This is a genomic window from Streptomyces sp. NPDC008150 (assembly GCF_042956945.1).
GTDB lineage: Bacteria > Actinomycetota > Actinomycetes > Streptomycetales > Streptomycetaceae > Streptomyces.
The window spans coordinates 141,515-164,891 of the sequence record NZ_JBIBHJ010000003.1; the positions used below are offsets into that span (position 1 = coordinate 141,515).

Annotated in this window: 19 protein-coding genes, 1 pseudogene and 1 riboswitch; of the genes and pseudogenes, 11 read left to right on the forward strand and 9 right to left on the reverse strand. The window is 72.6% G+C overall.

Annotated features, from left to right (window positions below; all coding sequences use genetic code 11):
* Positions 1-52: 52 nt before the first annotated feature.
* Positions 53-1,678, reverse strand: coding sequence for a molybdopterin-dependent oxidoreductase (locus ACFZA0_RS09945; RefSeq protein ID WP_391013805.1), 1,626 nt, complete (start codon positions 1,676-1,678; stop codon positions 53-55).
* Positions 1,679-1,929: 251 nt separating this feature from the next.
* Positions 1,930-2,856, reverse strand: a complete 927-nt coding sequence (locus ACFZA0_RS09950; RefSeq protein ID WP_391013807.1) for a PASTA domain-containing protein — start codon at positions 2,854-2,856, stop codon at positions 1,930-1,932.
* Positions 2,857-3,161: 305 nt separating this feature from the next.
* On the opposite strand from ACFZA0_RS09950, the gene ACFZA0_RS09955 reads away from it, so the two are divergent.
* On the forward strand, positions 3,162-3,923 hold the full coding sequence (locus ACFZA0_RS09955; RefSeq protein ID WP_391013809.1) for a DUF4142 domain-containing protein: 762 nt from the start codon (positions 3,162-3,164) through the stop codon (positions 3,921-3,923).
* 13 nt (positions 3,924-3,936) lie between these two features.
* Here the strand turns inward: ACFZA0_RS09955 and ACFZA0_RS09960 are convergent, their stop codons facing one another.
* Positions 3,937-5,631, reverse strand: a complete 1,695-nt coding sequence (locus ACFZA0_RS09960; protein ID WP_391013811.1) for an alpha-amylase family glycosyl hydrolase — start codon at positions 5,629-5,631, stop codon at positions 3,937-3,939.
* A gap of 350 nt (positions 5,632-5,981) precedes the next feature.
* Between ACFZA0_RS09960 and ACFZA0_RS09965 the strand changes: the two genes are divergently transcribed.
* Positions 5,982-6,947: an LPXTG cell wall anchor domain-containing protein gene (locus tag ACFZA0_RS09965; protein ID WP_391013813.1), complete on the forward strand. Its 966-nt coding sequence runs from the start codon at positions 5,982-5,984 to the stop codon at positions 6,945-6,947.
* A gap of 122 nt (positions 6,948-7,069) precedes the next feature.
* Here ACFZA0_RS09965 and ACFZA0_RS09970 read toward each other — a convergent pair whose 3' ends face one another.
* The gene (locus ACFZA0_RS09970) at positions 7,070-7,438 is read right to left on the reverse strand and encodes a metalloregulator ArsR/SmtB family transcription factor (protein ID WP_391013815.1); all 369 of its coding nucleotides are present in this window, start codon (positions 7,436-7,438) and stop codon (positions 7,070-7,072) included.
* An 80-nt stretch (positions 7,439-7,518) separates the two neighbouring features.
* Positions 7,519-7,728: riboswitch (cobalamin riboswitch) on the forward strand.
* 27 nt (positions 7,729-7,755) lie between these two features.
* On the opposite strand from ACFZA0_RS09970, the gene ACFZA0_RS09975 reads away from it, so the two are divergent.
* Positions 7,756-8,880 carry a HoxN/HupN/NixA family nickel/cobalt transporter gene (locus ACFZA0_RS09975; protein ID WP_391013817.1) on the forward strand — a complete coding sequence of 375 codons (1,125 nt, stop codon included), beginning with the start codon at positions 7,756-7,758 and terminating at the stop codon, positions 8,878-8,880.
* A 71-nt stretch (positions 8,881-8,951) separates the two neighbouring features.
* Here ACFZA0_RS09975 and ACFZA0_RS09980 read toward each other — a convergent pair whose 3' ends face one another.
* Positions 8,952-9,839, reverse strand: a complete 888-nt coding sequence (locus ACFZA0_RS09980) for an ANTAR domain-containing protein (protein WP_391013819.1) — start codon at positions 9,837-9,839, stop codon at positions 8,952-8,954.
* A gap of 256 nt (positions 9,840-10,095) precedes the next feature.
* Positions 10,096-11,439: a helix-turn-helix domain-containing protein gene (locus ACFZA0_RS09985; RefSeq protein ID WP_391013821.1), complete on the reverse strand. Its 1,344-nt coding sequence runs from the start codon at positions 11,437-11,439 to the stop codon at positions 10,096-10,098.
* A 238-nt stretch (positions 11,440-11,677) separates the two neighbouring features.
* Between ACFZA0_RS09985 and ACFZA0_RS09990 the strand changes: the two genes are divergently transcribed.
* The gene (locus ACFZA0_RS09990) at positions 11,678-11,881 is read left to right on the forward strand and encodes a hypothetical protein (RefSeq protein ID WP_391013823.1); all 204 of its coding nucleotides are present in this window, start codon (positions 11,678-11,680) and stop codon (positions 11,879-11,881) included.
* Positions 11,882-11,957: 76 nt separating this feature from the next.
* Here the strand turns inward: ACFZA0_RS09990 and ACFZA0_RS09995 are convergent, their stop codons facing one another.
* Both ACFZA0_RS09995 and ACFZA0_RS10000 read right to left on the reverse strand, forming a co-directional pair.
* Entirely contained in the window at positions 11,958-12,512 is a 555-nt protein-coding gene (locus ACFZA0_RS09995; RefSeq protein WP_391013824.1) for a hypothetical protein, read from the reverse strand.
* 273 nt (positions 12,513-12,785) lie between these two features.
* A complete protein-coding gene (locus tag ACFZA0_RS10000; protein WP_391013826.1) occupies positions 12,786-13,325 on the reverse strand; it encodes an SH3 domain-containing protein in 540 nt (179 codons plus the stop codon).
* Between the two features lie 211 nt (positions 13,326-13,536).
* Here ACFZA0_RS10000 and ACFZA0_RS10005 point away from each other — a divergent pair.
* The 6 genes and pseudogenes from ACFZA0_RS10005 to ACFZA0_RS10030 all read left to right on the forward strand — a co-directional run.
* Positions 13,537-14,379 (forward strand): annotated as a pseudogene (locus ACFZA0_RS10005) (hypothetical protein); the annotation flags it as partial.
* A 315-nt stretch (positions 14,380-14,694) separates the two neighbouring features.
* On the forward strand, positions 14,695-15,705 hold the full coding sequence (locus tag ACFZA0_RS10010) for an endonuclease/exonuclease/phosphatase family protein (RefSeq protein ID WP_391013828.1): 1,011 nt from the start codon (positions 14,695-14,697) through the stop codon (positions 15,703-15,705).
* Between the two features lie 123 nt (positions 15,706-15,828).
* The gene (locus ACFZA0_RS10015; protein ID WP_391013830.1) at positions 15,829-17,775 is read left to right on the forward strand and encodes a VWA domain-containing protein; all 1,947 of its coding nucleotides are present in this window, start codon (positions 15,829-15,831) and stop codon (positions 17,773-17,775) included.
* A gap of 187 nt (positions 17,776-17,962) precedes the next feature.
* Positions 17,963-18,985, forward strand: a complete 1,023-nt coding sequence (gene adhP, locus ACFZA0_RS10020; RefSeq protein WP_391013832.1) for an alcohol dehydrogenase AdhP — start codon at positions 17,963-17,965, stop codon at positions 18,983-18,985.
* A 132-nt stretch (positions 18,986-19,117) separates the two neighbouring features.
* Positions 19,118-20,842: a methionine--tRNA ligase gene (gene metG / locus ACFZA0_RS10025; RefSeq protein WP_391013834.1), complete on the forward strand. Its 1,725-nt coding sequence runs from the start codon at positions 19,118-19,120 to the stop codon at positions 20,840-20,842.
* A gap of 641 nt (positions 20,843-21,483) precedes the next feature.
* The gene (locus ACFZA0_RS10030) at positions 21,484-22,347 is read left to right on the forward strand and encodes a Scr1 family TA system antitoxin-like transcriptional regulator (RefSeq protein ID WP_391013836.1); all 864 of its coding nucleotides are present in this window, start codon (positions 21,484-21,486) and stop codon (positions 22,345-22,347) included.
* 53 nt (positions 22,348-22,400) lie between these two features.
* Here the strand turns inward: ACFZA0_RS10030 and ACFZA0_RS10035 are convergent, their stop codons facing one another.
* Positions 22,401-22,604, reverse strand: a complete 204-nt coding sequence (locus ACFZA0_RS10035; RefSeq protein ID WP_391013838.1) for a DUF397 domain-containing protein — start codon at positions 22,602-22,604, stop codon at positions 22,401-22,403.
* Positions 22,605-22,903: 299 nt separating this feature from the next.
* Between ACFZA0_RS10035 and ACFZA0_RS10040 the strand changes: the two genes are divergently transcribed.
* Entirely contained in the window at positions 22,904-23,074 is a 171-nt protein-coding gene (locus ACFZA0_RS10040) for a hypothetical protein (protein ID WP_391013840.1), read from the forward strand.
* Positions 23,075-23,377 lie beyond the last annotated feature (303 nt).

Genomic DNA, 23,377 nt, shown 5'->3' on the forward strand with positions numbered 1-23,377 from the left:
GATCGAACTGCTCTGCGGTACAAGGAAGTTGGCTGGTCGGTCGGGTGGCCGGTCAGTCCACGGTGACCACCACCGAGTGCCGGCCGGAGGCGCCGTCGGGAATGGTCCGGGTGCGCCGGTCGGTCTGGACGCGGCCGGTGCCGTCGGTGGCGCGGACGGTGAGGGTGTGGCCGCCGGGGGTGGCGTCCCAGCGGTAGAACCACTGGCGCCAGGTGTCGACGGTGTCCTGCGCGGCGAGGTCGGCCTCGTGCCAGGCGCCGTCGTCGACCCGCACCTCGACCTTGCGGACCCCGCGGTGCTGGGCCCAGGCGACCCCGGCGACCGTGACCGTGCCGGACTTGGGGCGGGCGAACGGCTTCGGGGTGTCGATGCGCGACTCCGTCTTGATAGGCGCCCGGCGCGCCCAGCCGCGCTTGACCCAGTACGGGTCGTAGGAGTCGAACGTCGTCAGCTCGATGTCCTTGAGCCACTTGCAGGCGGAGACGTAGCCGTAGAGGCCGGGCACCACCATGCGGACCGGGAAGCCGTGGACGAACGGCAGCGGCTGCCCGTTCATGCCGACGGCGAGCAGGGCGTCGCGGCCGTCCATCACGTCCTCGACGGGGGTGCCGATCGTCATGCCGTCCACCGAGCGCGAGACGAGCTGATCGGCGGGGCCGCCCTTCGACGGCGGGCGCACCCCGCACTCCTCCAGCAGCGTGGCGAGCCGGACGCCCGTCCAGCGGGCGTTGCCCACGTAGGGGCCGCCGACCTCGTTGGAGACGCACGTCAACGTGACGTCCCGCTCGATCAGTTCGCGCCGCAGGAGGTCGTCGAAGGAGAGGCTGAGGGGCCGTTTCACCCCCTTGCCGTGGATGCGCAGCCGCCACGAGCGGGCGTCCACCTTCGGCACCACCAGCGCGGTGTCGACGCGGTAGAAGTGGCCGTTCGGCGTGGTGAAGGGGCTGATGCCGGGGATGCGCAGCCGGGCGCCCGTGGGCACCTTGCGCGCGGGCGAGGCGGGCGCGGGGAGCCGGACCGCGTCGCGCGAGGCGACCGCGTCCTGTCCGAGGTTGCCGCCGAGCGACCGCCCGAGCACGCCGACCCCGGTGGTCGCCACGGCGGTCGCGCCGGCGACGACGAGGAAGCCGCGGCGGTCCCAGCGGGGGCGCCCGTCCTCCCCGGCCTCCGCGGCGGGGGCGGCGGCGCTGGGCGCGACCCGCAGCCGCCCCGCCAGCACGTACATCACCGCGGCGCCCGCGACGGCCCCCACCACGGACGGCATCGCGTCGGAGACGCCCACCGAGTCGGGCCGGCTCAGCGCGGCCCCGGCGCCCACCACGCCGAAGAGGAGCACACCGGCGGAACCGGCGCGGCGGTGGGAAAGGGCGAACAGGCCGAGCGCGAGGGCGAGAACGACGAGTGCGGCGAGAATTCCGAGCTGGAGCACGAGTTTGTCGTTGGTGCCGAAATGGCGGATCGCCCAGTCCTTCACGGGCGGGGGCGTCCGGTCGATGGCGGCCGACCCGACGGCGATCACGGGACCGGACTCCACCCGCCCGAACGCGGCCACCAACTCGGCCACGGCGAGGGCGGTGTACCCCGCGAGCAGCCCGGTCAGCGCCCCGAACGCACGCCGCGCCCACACGGCACCTCGCCCCGGCTGCCGCCGCCTCGTCGTGCTCGCTTCTTCTGCCACGCCCTGAATTCGGCGCCGGCCGGGGTTTTGGATTGGTCACTCAGCCCATCGAGTGAACTTTTTGGGCCAACCAATCCGGCGAGCGAGCGGCTACGAATACCCCTCAGCATTGTGCGTGGCGCGCGTATTCGCTTTTTTCTTTCCCGCCCGAACAACCGTGAGCGTCAGCGACTGAGCCAGCGGGAGAACTTGCCGCGCGCGGGTGCCCCGCACTCCGGCCCGGCCCCCGGCCCCGGCCCCCGTCCCCGCCCTCACTCCCCGTCGTCGCCCAAGGTTCCCTCCTGGTAGTCCGGGCGGCCGTCGCCGTCCCTGTCCGGGAGGCGGTCGCCCCGGGCGCCGCAGCCGGCCGCCGGGGCGGCGAGGGTGAGCTTCACCGCGGCCGGGGCGGCGACGGCCGCGCCGCGTGCCGGGGACTGGCCGCACACCCGCCAGGTGTCGAACTCGGCCGCCGGGACCGGGTCGTTGGCGTACCGCGGTGCCGCCGTGACCGCGTCGCGGGCGATGCCGAGGCCCGTCAGCGTGGTCACCGCGGCGGACCAGGTGCCGCCCGTCAGGTCCGGCATCGTGGCCCCCGACGCCTGCTGCCCCGCGCGGGGCGGGCTCCCCGGGACCGGCAGGCCGTCGCGCCGCGGGCACTCCTCGTCGTGGCGCACCGCCGCGAAGTCGAGGCCCGGCCGGGCGTCCGTGCCGGTGCGGCCCGGGGTCTGGAAGCACACCGTCCAGTCCTCCGGCGCCACGATGACCCGGTCCCGGTCGGACGCGTCGTGGTGGGCGGTGTCGAACCCGGCGACCGTCGCGGCCGACTCCGCCGAGTCGAGGGGGCGCCACACGTAGTCGGGCGCCGGGGCCGCGCTCGCCGCCGGGGCCCCCTCCGGCTTCGCGTCGCCGGCCGGTCCCGCGTCCGGCAGGACGACGAGCCGTCCGCCCAGCACCGCGCCGGCCGGCAGCAGCACCAGCGCCGCCAGGCTCGCGCCGAACCGCGCCGAGCGGCGCCACGGCGGCAGCGACCACACCGCGGCGAGGGCGGCGACGAGCAGCAGCAGGGCGATCGGCACGCTCCACACGCCGGCCACGGCGACCAGCGGCACGAGACCCACCGCCACGCCGGTCGTCCGCCACCGGGGCGGCGTGCTCGATGTCGGTCCGCCGGGCGGGGGTTCGGGACTGTTCGGGTTCACGTGCTTCTCTTTCCGGTCCGCGAGCGGGCGGGGCCGGGGTCCGCGAGCGGTGCGCACGGACGGAACCGTGCCGGTATCCGCCGAAGTCGCCCGATTCTAGGGAAACACCGGCCACGACACGGGCGATTCACCCGACTCCGGGCATGCCCGACCGGAACGGACGGCGCGACCGCGCGGCAACGCGGGCCCACCGCCCGGCCGGGGCGCACTTTTTGCCAAACCGAGAGATTCGCCGCGCCCCCGCGTCCGTACTCCTGCGCGTACGGGCCGCCACGCGCGGTGTCCTCGAACGGGCAGGAGGCACGGTGGGCTTTTCGCGGAACGCGACGGGAACCCTTTTCGTCGGAGGTGCGCTGTCCCTGACGCTCGCCGCGCTCGCCTATCCGGCCATGCTCGGCCTGAACACCGTCTCCAGCGCCCCCTCCCGGGTCGTCGCGCAGACGGCCGCGGGACCGCTCACGGAGGCCGACCGCGACTTCGTGGTGAAGGTGCGGGCGGCCGGGCTGTGGGAGTACCCGGTGGGCAGGATGGCGGTGGAGAAGGGCACGACGAAGGCGGTCGTCACCGCGGGGCAGCACCTGGTCTCGGGGCACGCCGCCCTGGACGCGACCGCCAGGACGATCGCCCCCGAACTCGGCATCACCCTGCCCAACCAGCCGAGCCCGCAGCAGCAGGGGTTCATCGCCACGCTGAGCGGCGACAGCGGCAAGCAGTTCGACACCGACTTCGCCAACATCCTGCGGGTCACGCACGGCCAGATCTTCCAGACGGTGTCCACGATCCGCGCGACGACCCGCAACAGCCTGGTCCGGCAGCTCGCCAACCAGGCCAACACCACGGTCCTCGACCACATCACGGTGATGGAGCGGACCGGGCTGGTCGACTTCGACCAGGTGCTGATCAAGGAGACCACCAAGCCCAAGCTCCCGGCCAACGACCTGACCCCGCCGCCGCCCGACCCCGGCGCCCCCCAGGTCGTGCTGACCCCGCCGGCCACCGGGAAGGGGGCCGCGTCCGGCGCCGGTTCCGCGCGGCCGGGCACGACCCCGACGCCCACCGTGAAGTGAACCGGGCGGTCCGCTAACCGCGTTGGTCCAGCCACACCGTCGTGTCCGGTTCGAGGACGCCCTCCGTCGCCGCCCGGTCCGCCGGGCCGGCACTGCTCAGCAGCACCGCGCCGGGCGGCAGCGGGACGTCCGCGCCGGACAGGTTCGCGACGCAGCGCCAGCCGTCGGCGCGCACGAAGTCCAGTACGCCGTCGGGGGTTTCACCGACCCAGGTGAGCGACTCGTCCGCGCCGAAGCCGCGGCGCAGCCGCAGCGCGGCGCGGTACAGCTCCAGCGTGGACCCCGCGACGCCCCGCTGCGCCTCGACGGAGTACCGCGCGAAGTACGACGGCTGCGGCAGCCAGGAGCCGGCCGCCCCGAAGCCGTACGAGGGGCCGCCGGCCGTCCACGGCAGGGGCACCCGGCAGCCGTCGCGGCCCTTGCGGACATGGCCCGTCTGCTCCCAGATCGGGTCCTGGAGCACCTCGGTGGGCAGGTCGGCCACCTCGGGCAGCCCCAGCTCCTCGCCCTGGTAGACGTACGACGAACCGGGCAGTGCCAGCATCAGCAGCGTCGCCGCGCGGGCCCGGCGCAGGCCGGCCGCCTCGTCGACGGCGGGCGCGTTGCCGCCCGTCAGCAGCCAGGCGTTGGAGTCGGTGCCCGGCGGCAGCATCAGCCGCGAGGTGTGCCGTACGACGTCGTGGTTGGACAGCACCCAGGTCGCCGAGGCGCCCGCGCCGCGGGCCGTCTCCAGCTGGCCGGTGATGACCTCCCGGAGCTGCGCCGCGTCCCAGCCGGCCTCCAGGTACTCGAAGTTGAAGGCCTGGCCGAGCTCGTCGGGGCGGGCGTAGAGCGCGCGCCGCTCGCCGGGCACCCACGCCTCGGCGACCGCCATCCGGGGCGGGGTGTAGGCGTCGAGGATCTTGCGCCAGTCGCGGTAGATCTCGTGCACCTCCTCGCGGTCGAAGAAGGGGTGGCTGCCCGGCGCCATCGTGGACAGCGCCACCTCGCCGCTCAGTTCGGGCGCCCCGAGGTCGCGCAGCGGCTCGGCGAGGTCCTTGGCCAGCGCGTGCGCGACGTCGACGCGGAAGCCGTCGACGCCCCGGTCGCACCAGAACCGGAGCGTGGTGCGGAAGTCGGCGCGGACCTCCTCGTCGTCCCAGTTGAGGTCGGGCTGCTCGGGCGTGAACAGGTGGAGGTACCACTGCCCGTCGGCCACCCGCCGCCAGGCGCTGCCGCCGAAGACGGACTGCCAGTCGGTGGGCGGGAGTTCGCCGTGCGCGCCGCGGCCGTCGCGGAACACGTACCGCTCGCGGGCGGCCGACCCGGGCGCCGAGCGCAGCGCCTCCTGGAACCACGGGTGCTGCCGCGAGGTGTGGTTGGGGACCAGGTCCACGATCACCTTGAGGCCCAGGCGGTGGGCCTCGGCGGTCATGGTGGCGAAGTCGTCGAGCGTGCCGAGGCGGGGGTCGACGTCGCGGTAGTCGGCGACGTCGTAGCCGCCGTCGGCGAGTTCGGACGGGTAGAACGGGCTCAGCCACAGCGCGTCCACACCCAGTTCGGCGAGATGTCCCAGCCGCTGGGCGACGCCGCGGAGGTCACCGAGCCCGTCGCCGTCCGCGTCGGCGAAGCTGCGCGGATAGACCTGGTAGATGACGGCCTGGCGCCACCAGTCGGGATCCTGGGAGGAGTTGTCGGGCGGGGGAACGGGCGAGTGGTCGACGGTCACGCGGTCTGCCCTTCGTTCGAAGGCGGACGGGAGGCAACGGGGCGGGGAAGGCGGGAGGTCCCATCGGCGAATCTGTCCATAATGCCGGGAAGGTGAAACCACGGCATACGGAGGCGCGCGTTCCTTTCGCGGCGAAAACGTGATGGGCCGTGAAAGCGCCTTTGTTTCCCGCAGGTTGACATGATGATCCGATGAGATCCACGATGGGAGGGTCCACTGATGCTCACGTGACCACTGAGCGCGGTGAGTCCCAAACCTTCGCATCATCATCCCCGGTCAGGCCCGGCCCCTCGCGTGGCCGCTTGTTGCCGGCCCCGGATCATGCATGTACACGCCATGAGGGGAACCGCATGTCCATAGCGAGACGTGTCACCGCTGCCCGCCTGCTCGGGACCGGTGCCGCCGCCGTCGCCATCTGCGCCGCCTCCGCGACCGGCGCCTGGGCCAGTGACTGCCCCGGCGGCAGCGGCTGGAAGGCCGACGGCGGCCACTACAAGCCCGGCAAGGGCGCCGGCACCGTCACCGAGGTCGAGGGCTGCGAGTTCTCGCTCGACGGGACGAGCTTCTACAGCTCGGTCAAGGTCGACGACCAGAACCTGAAGCCCGGCACGGACGGCAAGGCCCACATCACGGTGCGCACCGCCGACGGCGCCTCCACCTGCACCGTCTCCATCGCCTCGTACCTGACCCACGGCGCCTACTTCTCCACCTCGGGCCAGCAGGTCTTCCACGACTTCGACAGCGTCACCGTCAAGCGCGGCAAGACCGACACGCTCGACGTGGCCATCCCCGACGTCGGCTGCTACGCCCAGGTCGACCTGTACAAGGGCGCGGTGAAGTACGACGGCGACCTGAACGCCAACGACGGCTTCACGCACGGCGACCTGCCGGCCGGCCCGGACCACGCGGTCATCGGCGACAAGCTGATCGCGGCCTGGAACGGCGGCACCAAGGACTGCACCGCCACGCAGTCCGAGTCGCCCAGCCCGAGCGACACGCCCACCGGCACGCCCACCGAGTCGGCGCCGTCGACCCCCGCGGGCGGCGAGACCAGCGAGTCGGCGTCGCCGTCGGACGACACCACCACGGCCCCCGCCTCCGACGAGACGTCCGCGGCCCCGGCCCCGGCCGCCTCCTCGTCCACCACCGCCGCGGCCGGTTCCTCCACCGGCGGCGACACCACCGGTGGCGACCTCGCCGAGACCGGTGGCGGCAGCAACGCCATGCCGATCACCATCGGTGCGGCCGTCCTGGTCGCCGGTGGCGGTGCGCTCCTCATCGGCTCGCGTCGCCGTCGCTCCTCCGCCCGCTCCTGATCCACGGCGGCAGGCGCGTGAGCGCCGAGCAGTAGGCACGCACGAACGCCCCGTCCGTCCACCCGCAACCGCGGGGGACGGACGGGGCGTTCGCGTTCGGCGCGCACGCCGGGAGCCGGGCGTCAGGAGTGCTGCGGGCCGTCCGCCACGCACTGCTTGAGCAGCGACCCCATCTCCAGGTCGACCAGCCGGTAGCGCACCACCCGCCCCTCCTTCTCGCCCTCCACGACGCCGGCCGCGCGCAGCAGCCGCAGTGCCTGGGAGACGGCGGGGTCGTTCATGCCGGTCGCGACCGCGAGGTCGGACACGGCGAGCGGCCCGGTGCGTTGCAGCGCGAGCAGCAGCGCGAGCCGCTTGGGGTCGGCGAGCAGGGAGAAACGGTCGGCCCAGGTGCGTACGTGGCCCGGATCGCCGATCGCGGCGATGGCGTCGCACACCCGGTGGCCGTCGATGACGCGGCGGTCCGCTCGGTCCGCGGGGACGAGATGCATGGGGCCATGTTCGCAGCACCCGCTCTGTGATCTTCCATACCTGCGCAAGTACGCAGCTTTGCAGGAGACCCGGACGGCACCTAGGGTGGGCGGGCCGTGGTGCTCGGGAAGCCGGTGACGGTCCCTCAACAGGGGATTCATGCCGGAGCGGCCCTCGCCACTGTGATCGGGAAGTCCGCGTCCCATCGGCGCGAGCCGGGCCACTGACCGCCGTGAGGCGGCCGGGAAGGCCGGGGACACGGACGTTCGACCCGTAAGCCAGGAGACCGGCCACGGCATCTCACGAAGTGATCCACGAGGTGCTGGAGCGTGACCGCATGACCCTGCCCGAACGCACGTCCACGACCGCCGTGAAGGCCGCCGTCCCGGCGTCCTTCCGCTGGCGCCGCGAGGACACCGTCAAGACCGCGGGACTGCTGGCGGTGATCGTCGCCCTGCACGTCGTCGCCTTCGGGATCCTGTTCCTGCTCGTCGAGCCGCACCACTACGAGGTCGGCACCAAGGCGTTCGGCATCGGCCTCGGCGTCACCGCGTACACGCTCGGCATGCGGCACGCCTTCGACGCGGACCACATAGCCGCCATCGACAACACCACCCGCAAGCTGATGGCCGACGGCAAGCGCCCGGTGTCCGTGGGCTTCTGGTTCGCGCTCGGGCACTCCAGCGTCGTCGTCGTGATGGCCGCCCTGGTGGCCGGCGGCGCGCAGCTCGCGAACACCCTGATGAGCGACGGCTCGCGCGCCCACCAGACGCTGGGCGTCGTCGGCACCACCGTCTCCGGCGGGTTCCTCTACCTGATCGCCGCCCTCAACCTGGTCGCCCTGTTCGGCATCCTGAAGGTGTTCCGCTCCATGCGGGCGGGCCAGTTCGACGAGCGGAAGCTCGAACAGCACCTGGACTCACGCGGGTTCATGAACCGCGTCCTGGGCCGCCTCACCAAGTCGATCACCCGGCCCGGCCAGATGTACCCGCTCGGCTTCCTCTTCGGCCTCGGCTTCGACACCGCCACGGAGGTCACGCTGATGGTGATGGCAGGCTCGGGCGCCGCGGCCGGGCTGCCCTGGTACGCGATCCTGTGCCTGCCGCTGCTGTTCGCCGCCGGGATGAGCCTGTTCGACACCCTGGACGGCACGTTCATGAACTTCGCGTACCAGTGGGCGTTCTCCAACCCGGTGCGCAAGGTCTTCTACAACCTCACGATCACCGGGCTGTCCATCGCGGTCGCGTTCTTCATCGGCACGATCGAACTCGTGGGCGTCCTGCACGACAAGCTCGACCTGCGCGACGACGTCACGAACTGGATCGCCGGCCTGGACCTCGACAACGTCGGCTACGTCATCGTCGGCCTCTTCGTCGTGGTGTGGGCGCTGGCGCTGACGTACTGGAAGGTCGCGAAGGTGGAGCAGCGCTGGACGGTACGCGCCGCGCCGGACGCCAACTAGGGCCCGTCCGGCGGCCCGCGCGGCCGTCCGGGCCGGGGCGCCGGGCGGCCCGGGCCGCCCGGCGCCCCCGCTCACCTCGGGGGATCGAAGCGGACGCGGTGGGCGAGCACCTCGCGGGCCACGTCGAACGCGGTGCTTCCCCGGTCCACGGCGTGCGTCCGCAGCCGGGACAGCGCCTCGTCCGGTCCGGCGCCGCTCTGCACCATGATCATGCCGACCGCCTGGAACACCGTGTCGTGGTCGGCCACCAGGCCGTCGAGCCAGGCGGCGCCCTTCTCCTCCGGGGTGCCGGCCTGCCGCGGCCCCTCCCCGCCGCCCGCGTACTCCCCGCGCGCCAGCGCCAGCACCGCCGCCGTCAGCGCGCCGGCCAGCAGCAGCGCGGTGGGCATGTGGCCCGCGTCGAGGGCGCCGGGGGTGTCGCCGTACAGGTCGAGACTGCCCAGGCAGGCCGTGTCGGGGCCGAGCGGGATCGAGTACACCGCCCGCACACCGGCCTCGGCCGCCTGCCGCGCGAGCACCGGCCAGCGCGAGCCGTCCAGGTCCGACGCGAACACCGGGGCGCCGGTGGTCCCCGCCCGGGGGCCGGGACCGTCGCCGAGGGTGGCCTGCAACTCCGCCAGCCGGGCCGCCGCCGGGTCGCTCGCGCCGAGCCGCACGGGCAGGCCGCTGCCGTACAGCAGGGACACGCTCGCGCCGGTCACCGGCAGCAGGTCGACCGCGACGGCGCACAGCCGGGCCGGGAGTTCGTCGGGAGGCACGCCGCGGGTCTCCTCGGCGAGTAGGTCGGCGACGCGGGCGTGCTCGGTGACGGGCGCGTGTCCGGCGGCCCGCGGGACAGCCCGGCCGCCGGTGACGCCCGGGACGCCGACGCGCTCGCCGGTGGCGGGGGGACGGCCACGGTGCGGAACCGGCCGGTCGTGGGGGGCGGCGTGGTCGCCGTTACCGGATTGCACGGGCATGGCCTCCTGGCGGCACCGGAACGATCACCGCCGCCTCCACCGGGAGCGGCCCGTCGTCCGGCGACCTCGACTTCCCGGGACGCACGCTCCGGCGCCCGGCCGCACGGCGCCGACGCGCGCGCGTGGGGCGCGTGCGCGGTGCGCGCCGGCGGGGCCCGTCCGTCCCGCTGGGGCTGCCGGTTACCCCTCGTGCCGCCCGGGAAACCGCGCACGGGCCGCCGGACCGGCCGCCGGACCCGTCCCGGCGCCCCCGGCCTCAGAGCGGCGGCTGCGCCGGGGCCGGCCCCAGGGTCGTCGTGCCGGGGGCCGTGCGGTGGCCCAGGCCGGTGCGGTACGCGTCCATCGCCGCGTCGAGACGGCCCGTACGGCGCAGCAGGTCCCCGAGCAGCCGGCACAGGTCGGCCAGGTCGCCGGCGGCGCCCGCGCGCTCCAGCAGGCTGAGCGCGCGGACGTAGTGCTCCTCGGCGGCCTCGGTGTCCCGGGCGTCCTCCGCGATGATGCCGAGCAGCCGGTGCGCGCCCGCCGCGTGCATGGCCCCGCGCTCCGACGACAGGTCGCCGAGCACGCCGCGCAGCAGGTCCGCCGCCTCCTCGGACTTGCCGCGCCGGTGCAGAACGTCGGCCAGTTCCACCGCGACCTGGCTGCTGTAGAGGGCGGCGCGGGTCGCGGACAGCATGGCCTGCGCCTCCCGCAACTCGTCCTCCGCGCGGTCGAGTTGGCTGTTCTGCGCGTACACGTACCCGCGCATCCAGTGGCAGTTGGCGAGCTCGGTGCGCAACTGGAGGCTCCGGTACAGCTCCGCCGCCTTCACGAGCGAGGCGTCGGCCTCGGCGGTGCGGCCCTCGGCGAGGAGGGTCCGGGCCACCGAGCGGTGCATGCGCGCGACCAGTGCCGGATCGCCCGCCTGCGGGGCGAGTGCCAGGGCGAGTTCGGCAGCCTGGGCCGCCCGCGCGTGGGCGCCCATGTCCATGTACGGCCCTATGACGCTGGCGTACAGCAGGAGCAGCGCGTCCGGGTCGTGCAGCCCGCCCCGGTTCAGTTCGTCGAGGGTCGTCTCCAGCAGGTAGACGGCGTACCGGAGTTCACCGGCGAGGTAGTGCGCGACGGCCCTGCCGCGCAGGGCGGGCACCCGGGCGGGCAGCGGGGCGTCGGCGAGCAGCCGCTCCACACGCTCGAAGTAGCCGCGCCCCGCCTCCAGTTCACCCGTGTCGAGGGCGCACTCGCCGAGTCCGAGCAGGGCCGTGGCCTGCTCCTCGGCGAAGCCGTGCGTCTCCGCCTCGGCGAGCAGCGCGGCGTACTGCTCGGCCGCCGCGGGCGCGTCGCCGACCGCGAGGGTGCGCTGCGCCTCGGTCAGCCGCATCCGCAGATCGGTGGCGAGGCGGGCCGGGCGTCCGGTGGCGAGCTCGTCGAACGTGACGCCGAGCCGCTCGGCCAGGTGCCGCAGCGCCTCGTCGGAGGGGCGCACCCGCCCGGCCTCCAGGGTCGAGACATAGGCGGGCGTGTACACCGGCTCCGCCAACTGCCGCTGCGTGAGACCCCGTTCGTGCCGCAGTTGCTGCACCCTGCGCCCGATGGTCTCGGGGTCGTCCCGCTTCGCCATGCGTTTCATCATGCCAGTAAGGCCAGTTGCGCAGCACTTTCACTGACACACCGTCAGATGGGCCACGGCCGGCCGGCGCGGGTTCGTGGCAACACCATCCGTATCGTCCGCACCTCCCGTCACAAGAACGTGCCCTTCCTCTCCCCGGATCCCCTTCCCGTCCGGCCGCGCGGACCCCTAGGTTGGGGTCACGTTAAGCATGTTTAATCCGTCGCTTGTTGTTGCGAGGTTGGTTTTCGTGCCAGGACGCCGCCTTTCCGTACTCCGCGGACGCAGGTCCCTGCGGTACGTGCGGGGTCTGGGCGCAGCGATCGTCGCCGTGGCGGCCCTGATCGCCGCGTCCAACGCGTGCCCCGCCCATGCCGCCGGCCACGGCGCGGGCGGCGCCGCCCACACGCTCACGCGGCGCGCGGGCGACGCCGACCGCACCGCGCGCGGGTAGCCCCGCACGACGCCGTGGGCCCCGCTCCCTGGAAGGGAGCGGGGCCCACGTGACGCCTCGGATGTGCCGCCGGCGCTCAGGTGCGCGTGGCGCGCGTGTCGTGCCCGACGGTGGTGGCGGTCCCCCGGACCGGCCCGGGTGCGTCGTGCGGCACGGCCGTGCGGGTCATGCCGTACCGGCGGCGCACGCCCCGCTGCGTGGAGTAGTGGTACAGCAGCCCCGCGAAGACCAGGGCGCCGATGCCCAGCGACGCGAACACCGACCGCAGGATGCTGTTGCCGCTCTGGCTGTAGACGAAGCCGAAGGCCACTCCGGTGAACACGAACCAGAGCACCGCGTGCAGCCCGCCCGTCAGCCGCGCCGCGAGCTGCATCGTGGCCGCGAGCACCACCATGAAGACGATCGCGGTGACGAAGCCGAACAGGATGTTCCAGCCCGTGATCTCACCGCCGGCCCGCCGGTTGGACGCGGCCCAGTAGCCGTAGACCAGACCGAGCACGAGCGGCACCGCGAGTTTCGCGATCCTGTGCGCCCGGTCGCTGAAGACGTCGGACGGGTCCGACGACGGACCGGCGGGCCGGTGCCCGGCGCCCCGTGACATTCCGCCGGGGGCGGGTGCTGCTTGAGCCATGGGAACACTCCTCTTCCTCACTCGCCCTGGTCGGGCGCCCCCGTGCGTGTCTCCCGTCTACCAGCGCACACCTGCGCCGGTCCGACGGCAACTCGACGATTCGACGACTCGACCCGGCGCCACGCGGCGCCCGTCGGGGTCCGGGGGCCGGCCGGCCACGTCGACCGGCCGGCCCCCGGACCCGGATCACGGACCCGGGTCACGGACTCGGGTCACGGACTCGGGTCACGGACTCGACCGCTAACTCGGTTCACGGCCGGGTCAGTTGCCGGGTCAGTTGTCGGGGACCCAGCTGTAGAGACCCGAGCTGGACGACCCGGAGATGCTGAAGTTCCAGGAGCCGGAGATGTTCCACTCGGCGCTCCTGTCCCGGTCCCACGGGTTCTTGTCGCCGTTGGACGGGTGCCAGGAGTCGTCCTTCCACACCGGACACGGGTCCGAGCAGAGGGACACGGCCCGGCCGCCGGTGTCGATCGCCGACGCGCTCGCCCATCCCTGGGCGCCGGTCAGCCAGTACCAGTACGGGTTGCCGTCCACGCTCTGGCCGCGGACCGCGCATTCCAGGCGGTCCTGGCTGCCCGGCGAGAGCCGGTCGACGACGGAAGAGCCGGTGGTGGGCGCCACCCTCACGTTGAGGGGGGTCGCGGAGATGACGGTGCCCCAGGTCGGACCGCTGCCGCCGCCGTCGCCGCCATGTCCGTCGGCGTACGTCGGCGGGGCTGCGAAGGCCGTGGTGCCCGTCGCCACGACGGCGAAGGTGCCGCCTGCGAACAGGGTCACGGCCAGCGTCCGCAGGGCCGGAGTGGTGCGCATGATCGCCTCCTTTTCCCCGGAACCAGGAAACACCCGTTCAGCCCTGCTCACTACCGGAGAACCCCCCGCCCGTACGCCCCAAGGCATTCACCCTCCGGAGTGACACCGACGCACGGGGTGAACGGCGCGGAACCGCCGGACGGGACCGCCGGGCAACCCGAATGCGGGCGGACCACTCGCGCGCACCGGCCCCACGGCCTGTCCTGGAGGGGTGTCCCGCATCCGGAGCGCCGTATCGGCCGTACTGATCGCCCTGTCCTGCTTCCTCGCGCCCTTCGGCGTGCTCGCGGCCTGGGCCGCGTACGGTCTGGCCGACACCGGCCGCTACGTGACCACGATGGCGCCACTGGCGGAGGATCCGGCCGTGCGGGACGCGGTCGCCGACACCGTCGGCGCCGGGATCATGCGGGAGCTCGACACCGGCGGGCTCCGGGGCCGGTGGGGCATCCACGGCCGCGTCGACCCCTTCGTGCACCACGCCGTGCGTTCGTTCACCCGCACCGCCGCCTTCCGCACCGCCTGGGACAGCGGCAACCGGGCCGCCCACGACGCGGTGCTGCGCGCGCTGAACGACGACAGCGAGGGCGCCGTCACCGTCGACCTCGCCCCGGTCACCGCGCAGGTCAAGACCCGGCTCACCGAGGACCACGTACCCATGGCCGGCCGTATCCCGGTGGAGCACACCGAGGTCGCCGTCCTCGCCGCCCAGGACCTGAAAGGACTCCGGAAGGGGTTCCACGTGCTCGAACTCGCCGGCTTCTGGCTGCCCGTCGCGGCGGTCGTCTTCGCCCTCGCCGGGATCGCCCTCGCCGCCAGCCGCCGCCGTGCGGTCACCGCGACCGCCCTCGGCACGGCACTCGGCGGCGCGCTGCTGGGCGTGGCCCTCGTGGTGGGCCGCCGCCTCACCCTCGCCGATCTGCCGCGCGAGGTCTCCGAACCCGCCGCGGGCGCCGTCTACGACGCCCTCACCGAGACCCTGCGCACCACGTCCTGGCTGCTGCTCGGCCTCGGCCTGACGGTGGCCCTCGGGGTGTGGCTCAGCAGGAACCTGCGGCTGGGCGGCGCGGACGGGAGCGGGGGCGGTGGCCGAGGCGGGGGCGGGGGCGGGGGCGACGGGGCGTGGAACGTGCCCCCGGCGGACCCGGCACGGACGCAGGCGCCGTCCGCCGCACGGCCCCAGTCGCCGCCGTCGTCGCCCTCACCGTCGAAGCCCTCCCCCTCGTCGCCCTCACGGACCCGGTCCCCGTCCCGGTACGGCCGGACGCGCGTCCGGCCAACCTCCCTCCCCGGCAAGGAACTTGGGGGATGATGCGGAGGTTCCGGAGGTTCCGGAGGATACGGACGTCTTGACGCGATCGGGGGCCCGGACGTGAGCACCGCGACGACCGAGGACCGGGAACGCGGCCGGGGCAGCGCCACCGCCGGACGGAAGCGGCGGGGAGGCCGGCGCTTCGCCGCCCGGTGCGCGGGGCTGCTGCTGGCCGCGGTGAGCGTGGTGCTGGGCTGCCGCGCGGCCGACACGGACGCCGTCACGCCCGTACCGCAGGTGCTCGCCTTCCTGCCGTGGCTGGTCGCGCCCACGGCGGCCGCCCTGCTGCTCACCCTCGTCGCCCGCTGGTGGACCGGAGCGGTGTGGGGACTCGCGGTGCTCGGGCTGCTCGCCTGGTTCATCGAGCCGTACGGTCCGATCATCCGGCCCGCGGGCGGCCCGGTCGCCTCCGTGCGCGTCCTGACGTCGAACGTCGAGTTCGGCGGAGCGGCCGGTGCCCTGGTCGGCGTGGTGCGGCGGGAGCGGCCGGACGTCGTGTTCGTCGAGGAGTGCGAGTACACGTGCGAGGCGACGTTGCGCCGGGATCTGGACGCCACGTACCCGTACCGGCGGGCCGTCGAGGGCTCCGGTTCCGCGGGCTCGCTCATCCTCAGCCGGTTTCCGCTGCGGGCGGCGCCCGGTGTCGTCGGCACCATGGGCATGCCGGGCGCGGTGGCCGACGTCGACGGCACCGACGTACGGCTCCAACTGGCGCACCCCATGCCCCCGTTGCCCCGGCAGGTCGGCCTGTGGCGCACCGAACTGGACCGGTTGCACGACTTCGCGGCCGCCGACCCGGGGACGCCCACCGTGCTGGCCGGCGACTTCAACGCCTCCCAGGACCACGCCGCCTTCCGGCGCATCCTCGACACGGGCCTGCACGATGCGGCCCGCCTGACCGGCCACGACCGCGCGCCCAGTTGGCCGGCCAGGACGGTACCGGCGTTCGGCGCGCAGATCGACCACGTGCTGGCGTCCGGCGACTTCTCCGCGCGGGACGCCCGCTTCCTCGGGTTGGCCGGAACCGACCACCGGGCACTGGTCGTCGACCTGACCCTGTACGCCCGGTAGACACCGCCCGGCGTGGGACGACGCCGTCGCCCCTGCCCAAGATCACCAATTCGGGCCGCTAACCTTACGTGTCCGTCCTGGCCAGGGATTGACGGGCATCAACTCACGCGAAGGGTTGCGCACATGGGCATTCTCACTCTCCTGCGGAATGCGTTCGGCAGGTCACGCAAGGAGCGTGGCGCCGAGGCAGAGGGTGCGACTCCGGCACCCGAGCGGGTTCCTTCGCAGGAGGCGGCCGCCGAGCGTGAGCCCGCTCCCGCACCGGAGCCGCAGGCCGCACACGAGCCCGAACGGGCCCCGGAACAGCCGACGGTGCCGTCCCCCTCGGCCGAACCCGTCCCCACACCGGCCGCCACGATCCCGGAGCCGCGCGACGCGTCCGGCTCCGAACACGAGCTGGTGTCGCTGGCGTTCGACAACGTGACGGTCCCGAGGCCGACACGGTCGACGGAGACGACCGGGCCCGTGAGCCCGGCCGAGTCCGGTGAGTCCGTGGAGTCCGTGGAGTCCGGTGAGGTCTCCGCCGCGCAGGAATCCTCTCCGGAGGCCGCACCGGAGCCCGCGACGGAGGCCGAGGCGGAGACGGCGGTTTCCGGCCGCGAGTCCGCCGCGGAGCCGGAGACCCCGGTCGCCGCCACCGCCGAGCCGCTGACCCCCGACGCCGCCGACCCCGAGGCCGAGGCACGGGTGAGCGGGCCGGAGGCCACGGCACCGGCCGCCGAGGCCGAGCAGGAGGCCCTGGTCGCCGAACTGGAGACCCCGGTCGCCGAACCCGAGGACGCCGAGGTCGCGGACGAGGTCACGGACGCGGAGTCCTCGGACGCCGCTGCCGCCGGTGTCCCCGCCGAGGAGGAGACGGCCGAGGCGGCCGAACCCGAACCCGAGGTCGCCGAACCCGCAGCCACACCGGTCGCGGCCGTCGAGGCCGACCCCGAGCCCGAGGCTCCCGTCACCGACGCCGACGTGGAGACGCTGGTCAGCGGGCCGGAGGCCACCGCACCGGCCGCCGAGGCCGAGCAGGAGGCCCTGGTCGCCGAACTGGAGACCCCGGTCGCCGAACCCGAGGACGCCGCGGAGGAACCCGAGGCTCCCGTCACCCGGCCCGAGGCGGACACGGCCGAGCCCGAGCCCGAGCCGGTCACCGAGCACGCGACTCAGGCGGCCGAACCCACGGCCGCCGAACCCGAGCCGGAAGCCGCGACCACCGAACCGACCGTGGAGACCGCGGAGGTCGCGGAGGTCCCGGAGATCGCGGAGGCCCCCGAGGCCCCCGAGGCCGCGGAGCCCACCGAGGCCGCAGAGGCCCCCGAGGCCGACCCCACGCCCGCCGCCACACCCTCCGCCTCCGCCCCCGCCGTCTCCGCCCCCGCCGTCTCCGCCGCCGCCGTCTCCGCCGCCGACGTAGCCTCCCGTGCGCCCGGCCTCGTGGCCGCGTACCGGGCCGCCGGCACGGCGCTCCAGGAGGCCGGGCTGTCCGGCAGCCGGGCCAAGGTCTACCTGGTCCTGGACCGCTCCGCCTCGATGCGCGCGTACTACCGCGACGGTTCCGCGCAGGCCCTCGGCGAGCAGGCGCTGGCGCTCGCCGCACACCTGGACACGGACGCCACCGTCCACGTCGTCTTCTTCTCCACGGAGCTGGACGGCACCGGCGAGATGGCGCTCGACACCTACGAGAACCGCGTCGACGAGCTGAACGCCGGCCTCGGCCGCATGGGCCGCACCAGCTACCACGTGGCCGTCGACGAGGTGGTCGCCCACCACGCGAAGTCCGGTGACGCCGGTCCCGCCCTGGTGGTCTTCCAGACCGACGGCGCGCCGGACGCCAAGACGCCCGCCACGCAGGCCCTGGTGCGGGCCGCGGCCGAGCACCCCTCGGTGTTCTTCTCGTTCGTCGCGTTCGGCGAGCCGGAGAACAAGGCGTTCGACTACCTGCGCAAGCTCAGGACGGGCAACACGGCGTTCTTCGGCGCGGGCCCGACCCCGCGCGAGCTGACCGACGCCGAGGTCTTCGAGGGCGTCCTCGCCGCGTTCCCGGCCTGGCTCGGCGCCCGCCCGGCCTCCGCCGAGTAGCGCGGCCGCGACAGAGGCACCCGGAAGGGGCGCCGGACGACCACCCTCGCGGTGGCCGTCCGGCGCCCCTTTTTTTCTCTCCGCCCGCCCGCCGCACGACATGTGCGGTTCGCCCCTTTTGCGGATACTGAACCGAGGCGTGCCGCGGCCGTGTGCGCGCCCTCCCCGTCCGGCTGGAGATGATCACATGCGGGCCGCCGTCGTCACCGCCTTCAACGAGCCCCTTCAGGTCCAGAAGCGCGACGTCCCGTTGCCGGAGACCCGCCAGGTGCTGGTCCGGATGGAGGCGAGCGGCCTCTGCCACACCGACGTTCACGCCGCGCACGGCGACTGGCCGGTGAAGCCGTCCCCGCCGTTCGTGCCGGGCCACGAGGGCATCGGGATCGTGGAGGACAAGGGCGAGAACGTCGACCACGTCCGCATCGGCGACCGCGTGGCCATCGCGTGGCTGGCGTCCGCGTGCGGGCGGTGCGACCAGTGCGTACGGGGCTGGGAGACGCTCTGCCTCCAGCAGGAGAACAGCGGCTACTCCGTCGACGGGTCGTTCTCCGAGTTCGCGCTCGCGGACGGCGACTACGTGGTGAAGGTCCCCGACGGCGTCGACCCGCTCGACGCGGCCCCGCTGACCTGCGCGGGAGTCACGACGTACAAGGCGGTGAAGGTCTCGGAGGCCGGACCCGGCCAGCGGGTGCTGATCTCCGGCATCGGCGGCCTCGGCCACCTGGCGCTCCAGTACGCCCGCATCGTGGGTGCCGAGACGGTCGCCGTGGACGTCACCGACGAGAAGCTGGCCCTCGCGCGCGAACTGGGCGCCGACCACGTGATCGACGCCCGTACGCAGGACGTCGCCGAGGAGATGCAGAAGCTCGGCGGCGCGGACGTCGCCATCGGTCTCGCCGTGTCGAACGAGTCGTTCACCGCCGCGTACGGCGCGCTGCGCCGGGGCGGCCGGCTGGTCCTGGTGGCGCTGCCCGCCGACGGCAAACTGGAGCTGCCGGTCTTCGACCTGGTGCTCAGCGGCAAGCGGGTCATCGGCTCGATCGTCGGTACGCGCGAGGACCTGGCGGAGGTGTTCGAGCTGCACCGGCTGGGCCGGACCCGCGTGATCCGGGAGCAGCGCAGCCTGGACCAGGTGAACGAGTCGATCGACGAACTGCTGTCCGGCAAGGTCGCGGCCCGCCTCGTGTTCGACTTCAAGACCGGGGGCTGACCCTCCCGCGGAGCTGCCCCTTGGGGCCGCCGTCCGCCCCGCGGAAACTCCGGGCGGACGGCGTACGGGCGTCGGATACGATTTCAAGGTTCCGAACACCCAGCCCAGACAGCAGACAGTGGGAGCAGCCGGATGGCTCGACACCTCATCACCAGCGCACTTCCGTACATCAACGGAATCAAGCACCTGGGCAACATGGTGGGGTCCATGCTCCCGGCGGACGTGTACTCCCGGTACCTCCGCCAGCGCGGTCACGACGTCCTCTACATCTGCGCGACGGACGAGCACGGCACCCCCGCCGAACTGGCGGCCAAGGAGCGCGGCATCCCCGTCGCGGAGTTCTGCGCCGAGGCGCACGACGCGCAGAAGGCCGTGTACGACGGTTTCGCGCTCGCCTTCGACTACTTCGGCCGCAGCTCCAGCCCGCAGAACCGCGACATCACGCAGCACTTCGCGCGCCGCCTGCACGAGAACGGCTTCATCGAGGAGCGCGCGATCCGCCAGGTGTACTCGCCTGCCGACAGCCGCTTCCTGCCGGACCGCTACGTCGAGGGCACCTGCCCGCACTGCGGCTACGACAAGGCCCGCGGCGACCAGTGCGAGAACTGCACGCGCGTCCTGGACCCCACGGACCTGATCAACCCGCGCAGCGCCATCTCCGGTTCCACGGAGCTGGAGGTCCGCGAGACCAAGCACCTGTTCCTGCTCCAGTCGAAGCTCCAGGGCGAGGTGGAGACCTGGGTCGCCGCGCACGAGGAGGAGTGGCCGCAGCTCGCCGCGTCCATCGCGCGCAAGTGGCTGACCGAGGGCCTGCACGACCGCGCGATCACCCGCGACCTGGACTGGGGCGTCCCGGTCCCCGCGGACACCTGGCCGGAGCTTGCCGCCGAGGGCAAGGTCTTCTACGTCTGGTTCGACGCCCCCATCGAGTACATCGGCGCGACGAAGGAATGGGCGGACCTGGACCCGGAGAACCGGGACTGGAAGTCCTGGTGGTACGAGGCCGACGGCGGCGAGAACCCCGTCCGCTACACGGAGTTCATGGCGAAGGACAACGTCCCCTTCCACACCGTGATGTTCCCGGCGACGCAGCTCGGCGTGCGGGAGCCGTGGAAGAAGGTCGACTACGTCAAGGCGTTCAACTGGCTGACGTACTACGGCGGGAAGTTCTCCACGTCGCAGAAGCGGGGCGTCTTCACCGACCAGGCGCTGGACATCCTGCCGGCCGACTACTGGCGCTACTTCCTGATGGCGAACGCGCCCGAGTCGGACGACTCGTCGTTCACCTGGGAGCACTTCACGGCCACGGTGAACAAGGACCTGGCCGACACCCTCGGCAACTTCGTCAACCGGGTGCTGTCCTTCTCCAAGAAGCGCTTCGGCGAGACGGTCCCCGAGGGCTCCCCGGCGGGCCCGGCCGAGGCCAAGCTCGGCGAGGAGATCGCGGGCCTGCTCGCGGAGTACGAGACCCAGATGGAGGCCCTCCAGTTCCGCAAGGCCGCGGCGGCGCTGCGCGCCCTGTGGTCCGCGGGCAACTCCTACCTGGAGGAGAAGGCCCCCTGGCTGGAGATCAAGACCGACCAGGACGGCGCGGCGCTCACGCTGCGCACGGCGATGAACCTGATCCACCTGTACGCGGTGGTCTCGGAGCCGTTCATCCCGACATCGGCGAAGGCGATGCGCACGGCGTTCGACCTGGCCGACGACACGGCCACCTGGGTCACCCCGGAAGAGGCCCGCAGCCTCGACTCCCTTCCGCCCGGGACCCATTTCGCGGTCCCCCCGGTCCTGTTCGCCAAGCTGACGGACGACGACCTGGAGGAGTACACGACCCGCTTCGGCGGCGTCCCGGAGTAACCAACTCCCCCTGCCAGCACGCAGAGCGCCCCGCCCCCGGCAGCAACCGGGGGCGGGGCGTTGTGCGTTGGGCATGGCAGGACTCGACCTTCTTCCTCCGCGGCGCCCCTCGCGACCACAGCACACGACGCGAATCGGCGAAGCGACCCCGATCCGCGTCCACACACCCGTCCGGACCCCACCCGCACGCGGCACACCGGCTTCACGGCCACGCGATTGCGCGAGAGCGCGGCATGTGCGCCCGGCCCTTTCCTTACGCACCCCATGCGCCGCACACATCCCACCAGCAAACTCACGACTCAAAAACTCCCGAAACCAGGCCCCAAAACCGCTGGACCAGCCGTTTGCTACCTAGCAGAATGGTAATAGGACGTTAGGAGGATCCTCATCGCCTACCAACAGAGCGCGGACCGGCGATCGGCTTTCCGCTGAACGCCAGCCATCGAACAGGCGCCCCATAAGCGGCTGTACGGCTGAACGATCCAGGCAATCGGAGGGTGTCCAGTGGCCTAGTATCCAACGGTCGGCGATCCTTCCGACAGGCGGCAGGAAGCCGCCACGCACTCGGCCGGGTGATGGCTCGAACGCCTGGCCCCGACCTGAGTGCGTAGAAGACGACAACGCAGGTGAGGGACAACCAAGTGTCGGTACCCGAGGACAGGCAGGATCCGATCTACCAGGGGCATCGCCTTCGCAAGCGGCTGCGGGCAGCCAGGGAGGCCGCGGGCCTGACCCACACGGACGTCGCGGATGCCCTGGAATGGTCGCCCTCGAAGATCAACAGGATCGAGACGGGCAAGGTGGGCCTAGCGATCACCGACGCCCGCGTCCTGCTCGATCTCTACGGGGTCACCGACCCGACAGAGGTCCAAGAGATCACCGCCATGGCCCGGGCAGCACGCCAACCCTCATGGTGGAGCCCGTACCGCACGGCCGCCGCCCCGGAACTCCTGCGCTTCGTCAGCTACGAATCGTCGGCTATCAGGATTCGGAATTTCCAGTCCACCCTGGTGCCCGGCCTGCTGCAGACCGAGGAATACGCAAAGCAGATCCTGGGCGAGTCACAGGAAGCCGAAGCCCTGCTGGCACTGCGGCTGGAACGACAGGACCGCGTCCTGCGGACGGGCGGACCCGATCTCCACTTCATCCTCGACGAGGCGGCGATCCGGCGGGTGGTCGGCAGCGAACGGATCATGAAGGAACAGTTCCAGAAGCTGATCACGCTCAACGAACTGGAGAACGTCGACATCAAGGTGGTGCCCTTCACGGCCGGCCTGTACCCGCAGTTCAGGTCGCCCTACGTGCTCTTCCAGTTCCCGGAGGAGGACGAGGACCTCGTGGCCTACCTGGAACGCCCTGACGGTCAGGTGCTGCTGAGCGAACGGTCGCCGTACACGGGAGCCAACGCGACGGACCCGACCGACTATCTCGACGACTACTGGTTCGTGGAGCGGAACGTGGCCAGGGCTCTCGACAAGGATTTCCTCTTCAGGGATTTCCAATAGGCACAAAGGGGGTGGGCGATGACCGATCCGGGGGGAGCGGCATGCGGGGCGGATCAATCCGGCCGGTACGCATCCACATCCACATCCTTGACGAATTCGATAAAGGCGATCCACGCCCTCGGGAAAACGGCGACGACCTCTTGCCCGGGAAAATTCGAGTTCCTGACCCGGACCTGGCCGGCCATCGCCACTTCCACGCAATCTCCGCTTTGCGCGGAGGCCGAACTCTTCCGCCACTCAGTTTTCGACTCTGCCATACCGTCGCGGCTCCCACCGTGCGCCGAAAAAGGGCAGGATACGACACTTCTCCACCCCAATATGATTATGGGTGATCATATTGTGTCTGCCAAGAGCATTCTCGGCAGAGAAAATTGCACACATAACAGCATAAAAGCCGCAACATTGCGCATGAAGCAAAGAGTTGACTGAAAACGTTCGCCGGTCTCTCGCTGCGGAATGCAAAAGGGAGTCTCATCGGCCGAGCCGCCAAGCATGCGGCCGAGGACTCCCTCTGCGAAGCCACTCCGATCTTCCATTCCCGGAAAGGCAGCTTCAGATGGATTCTAGCGGCTCGCTGAGCAAGGGCCACCCCCCTGCCGACGAGGTTCAGCAACGCAGTTGGGTGAAGTGGGCGCGCACAGCCTGCACCGATGTCCTCAAGGGCGCGTGCACGGCGGTGGGCGCCGGTGCCGTGTCCCTGCTCGTGTGGTGGATAGAGAACCGGTAGCGGAAGGACCGGCGGCAAAGGATCAATCAGGTAGCGGCCCGAACACCCCCACGCTCTCCACCACCCGACGAGGAGAGCGAGATCCAGGCCGCGACCGCTCGTCGACCACGCGCCCAGGGCTGCCCCACCAGCGGCCGGGCGCCGAACGGCCCGACGGCCGTCCGAGTCGGCTCAGCACCGCGCCGCGAACGCGGACCGCACCCCGGCCGCCACGGCCGGCGGCGACCGCTGCCGTGACCGACCGGCCAACTGCCCCCGGCAGCGCCCGAGTCCGGACGCGGTCTCACGGGCGTCGGCGCGCCC

Bases quoted from the DNA above. Each gene is read 5' to 3' on its own strand.
- ACFZA0_RS09965 (WP_391013813.1), top strand. From the start codon at position 5,982: ATGTCCATAGCGAGACGTGTCACCGCTGCCCGCCTGCTCGGGACCGGT.
- ACFZA0_RS09970 (WP_391013815.1), bottom strand. From the start codon at position 7,438: ATGCATCTCGTCCCCGCGGACCGAGCGGACCGCCGCGTCATCGACGGC.
- ACFZA0_RS09975 (WP_391013817.1), top strand. From the start codon at position 7,756: ATGACCCTGCCCGAACGCACGTCCACGACCGCCGTGAAGGCCGCCGTC.
- ACFZA0_RS09980 (WP_391013819.1), bottom strand. From the start codon at position 9,839: ATGCCCGTGCAATCCGGTAACGGCGACCACGCCGCCCCCCACGACCGG.
- ACFZA0_RS09985 (WP_391013821.1), bottom strand. From the start codon at position 11,439: ATGGCGAAGCGGGACGACCCCGAGACCATCGGGCGCAGGGTGCAGCAA.
- ACFZA0_RS09995 (WP_391013824.1), bottom strand. From the start codon at position 12,512: ATGGCTCAAGCAGCACCCGCCCCCGGCGGAATGTCACGGGGCGCCGGG.
- ACFZA0_RS10000 (WP_391013826.1), bottom strand. From the start codon at position 13,325: ATGCGCACCACTCCGGCCCTGCGGACGCTGGCCGTGACCCTGTTCGCA.
- ACFZA0_RS10015 (WP_391013830.1), top strand. From the start codon at position 15,829: ATGGGCATTCTCACTCTCCTGCGGAATGCGTTCGGCAGGTCACGCAAG.
- adhP (WP_391013832.1), top strand. From the start codon at position 17,963: ATGCGGGCCGCCGTCGTCACCGCCTTCAACGAGCCCCTTCAGGTCCAG.
- metG (WP_391013834.1), top strand. From the start codon at position 19,118: ATGGCTCGACACCTCATCACCAGCGCACTTCCGTACATCAACGGAATC.
- ACFZA0_RS10035 (WP_391013838.1), bottom strand. From the start codon at position 22,604: ATGGCAGAGTCGAAAACTGAGTGGCGGAAGAGTTCGGCCTCCGCGCAA.
- ACFZA0_RS10040 (WP_391013840.1), top strand. From the start codon at position 22,904: ATGGATTCTAGCGGCTCGCTGAGCAAGGGCCACCCCCCTGCCGACGAG.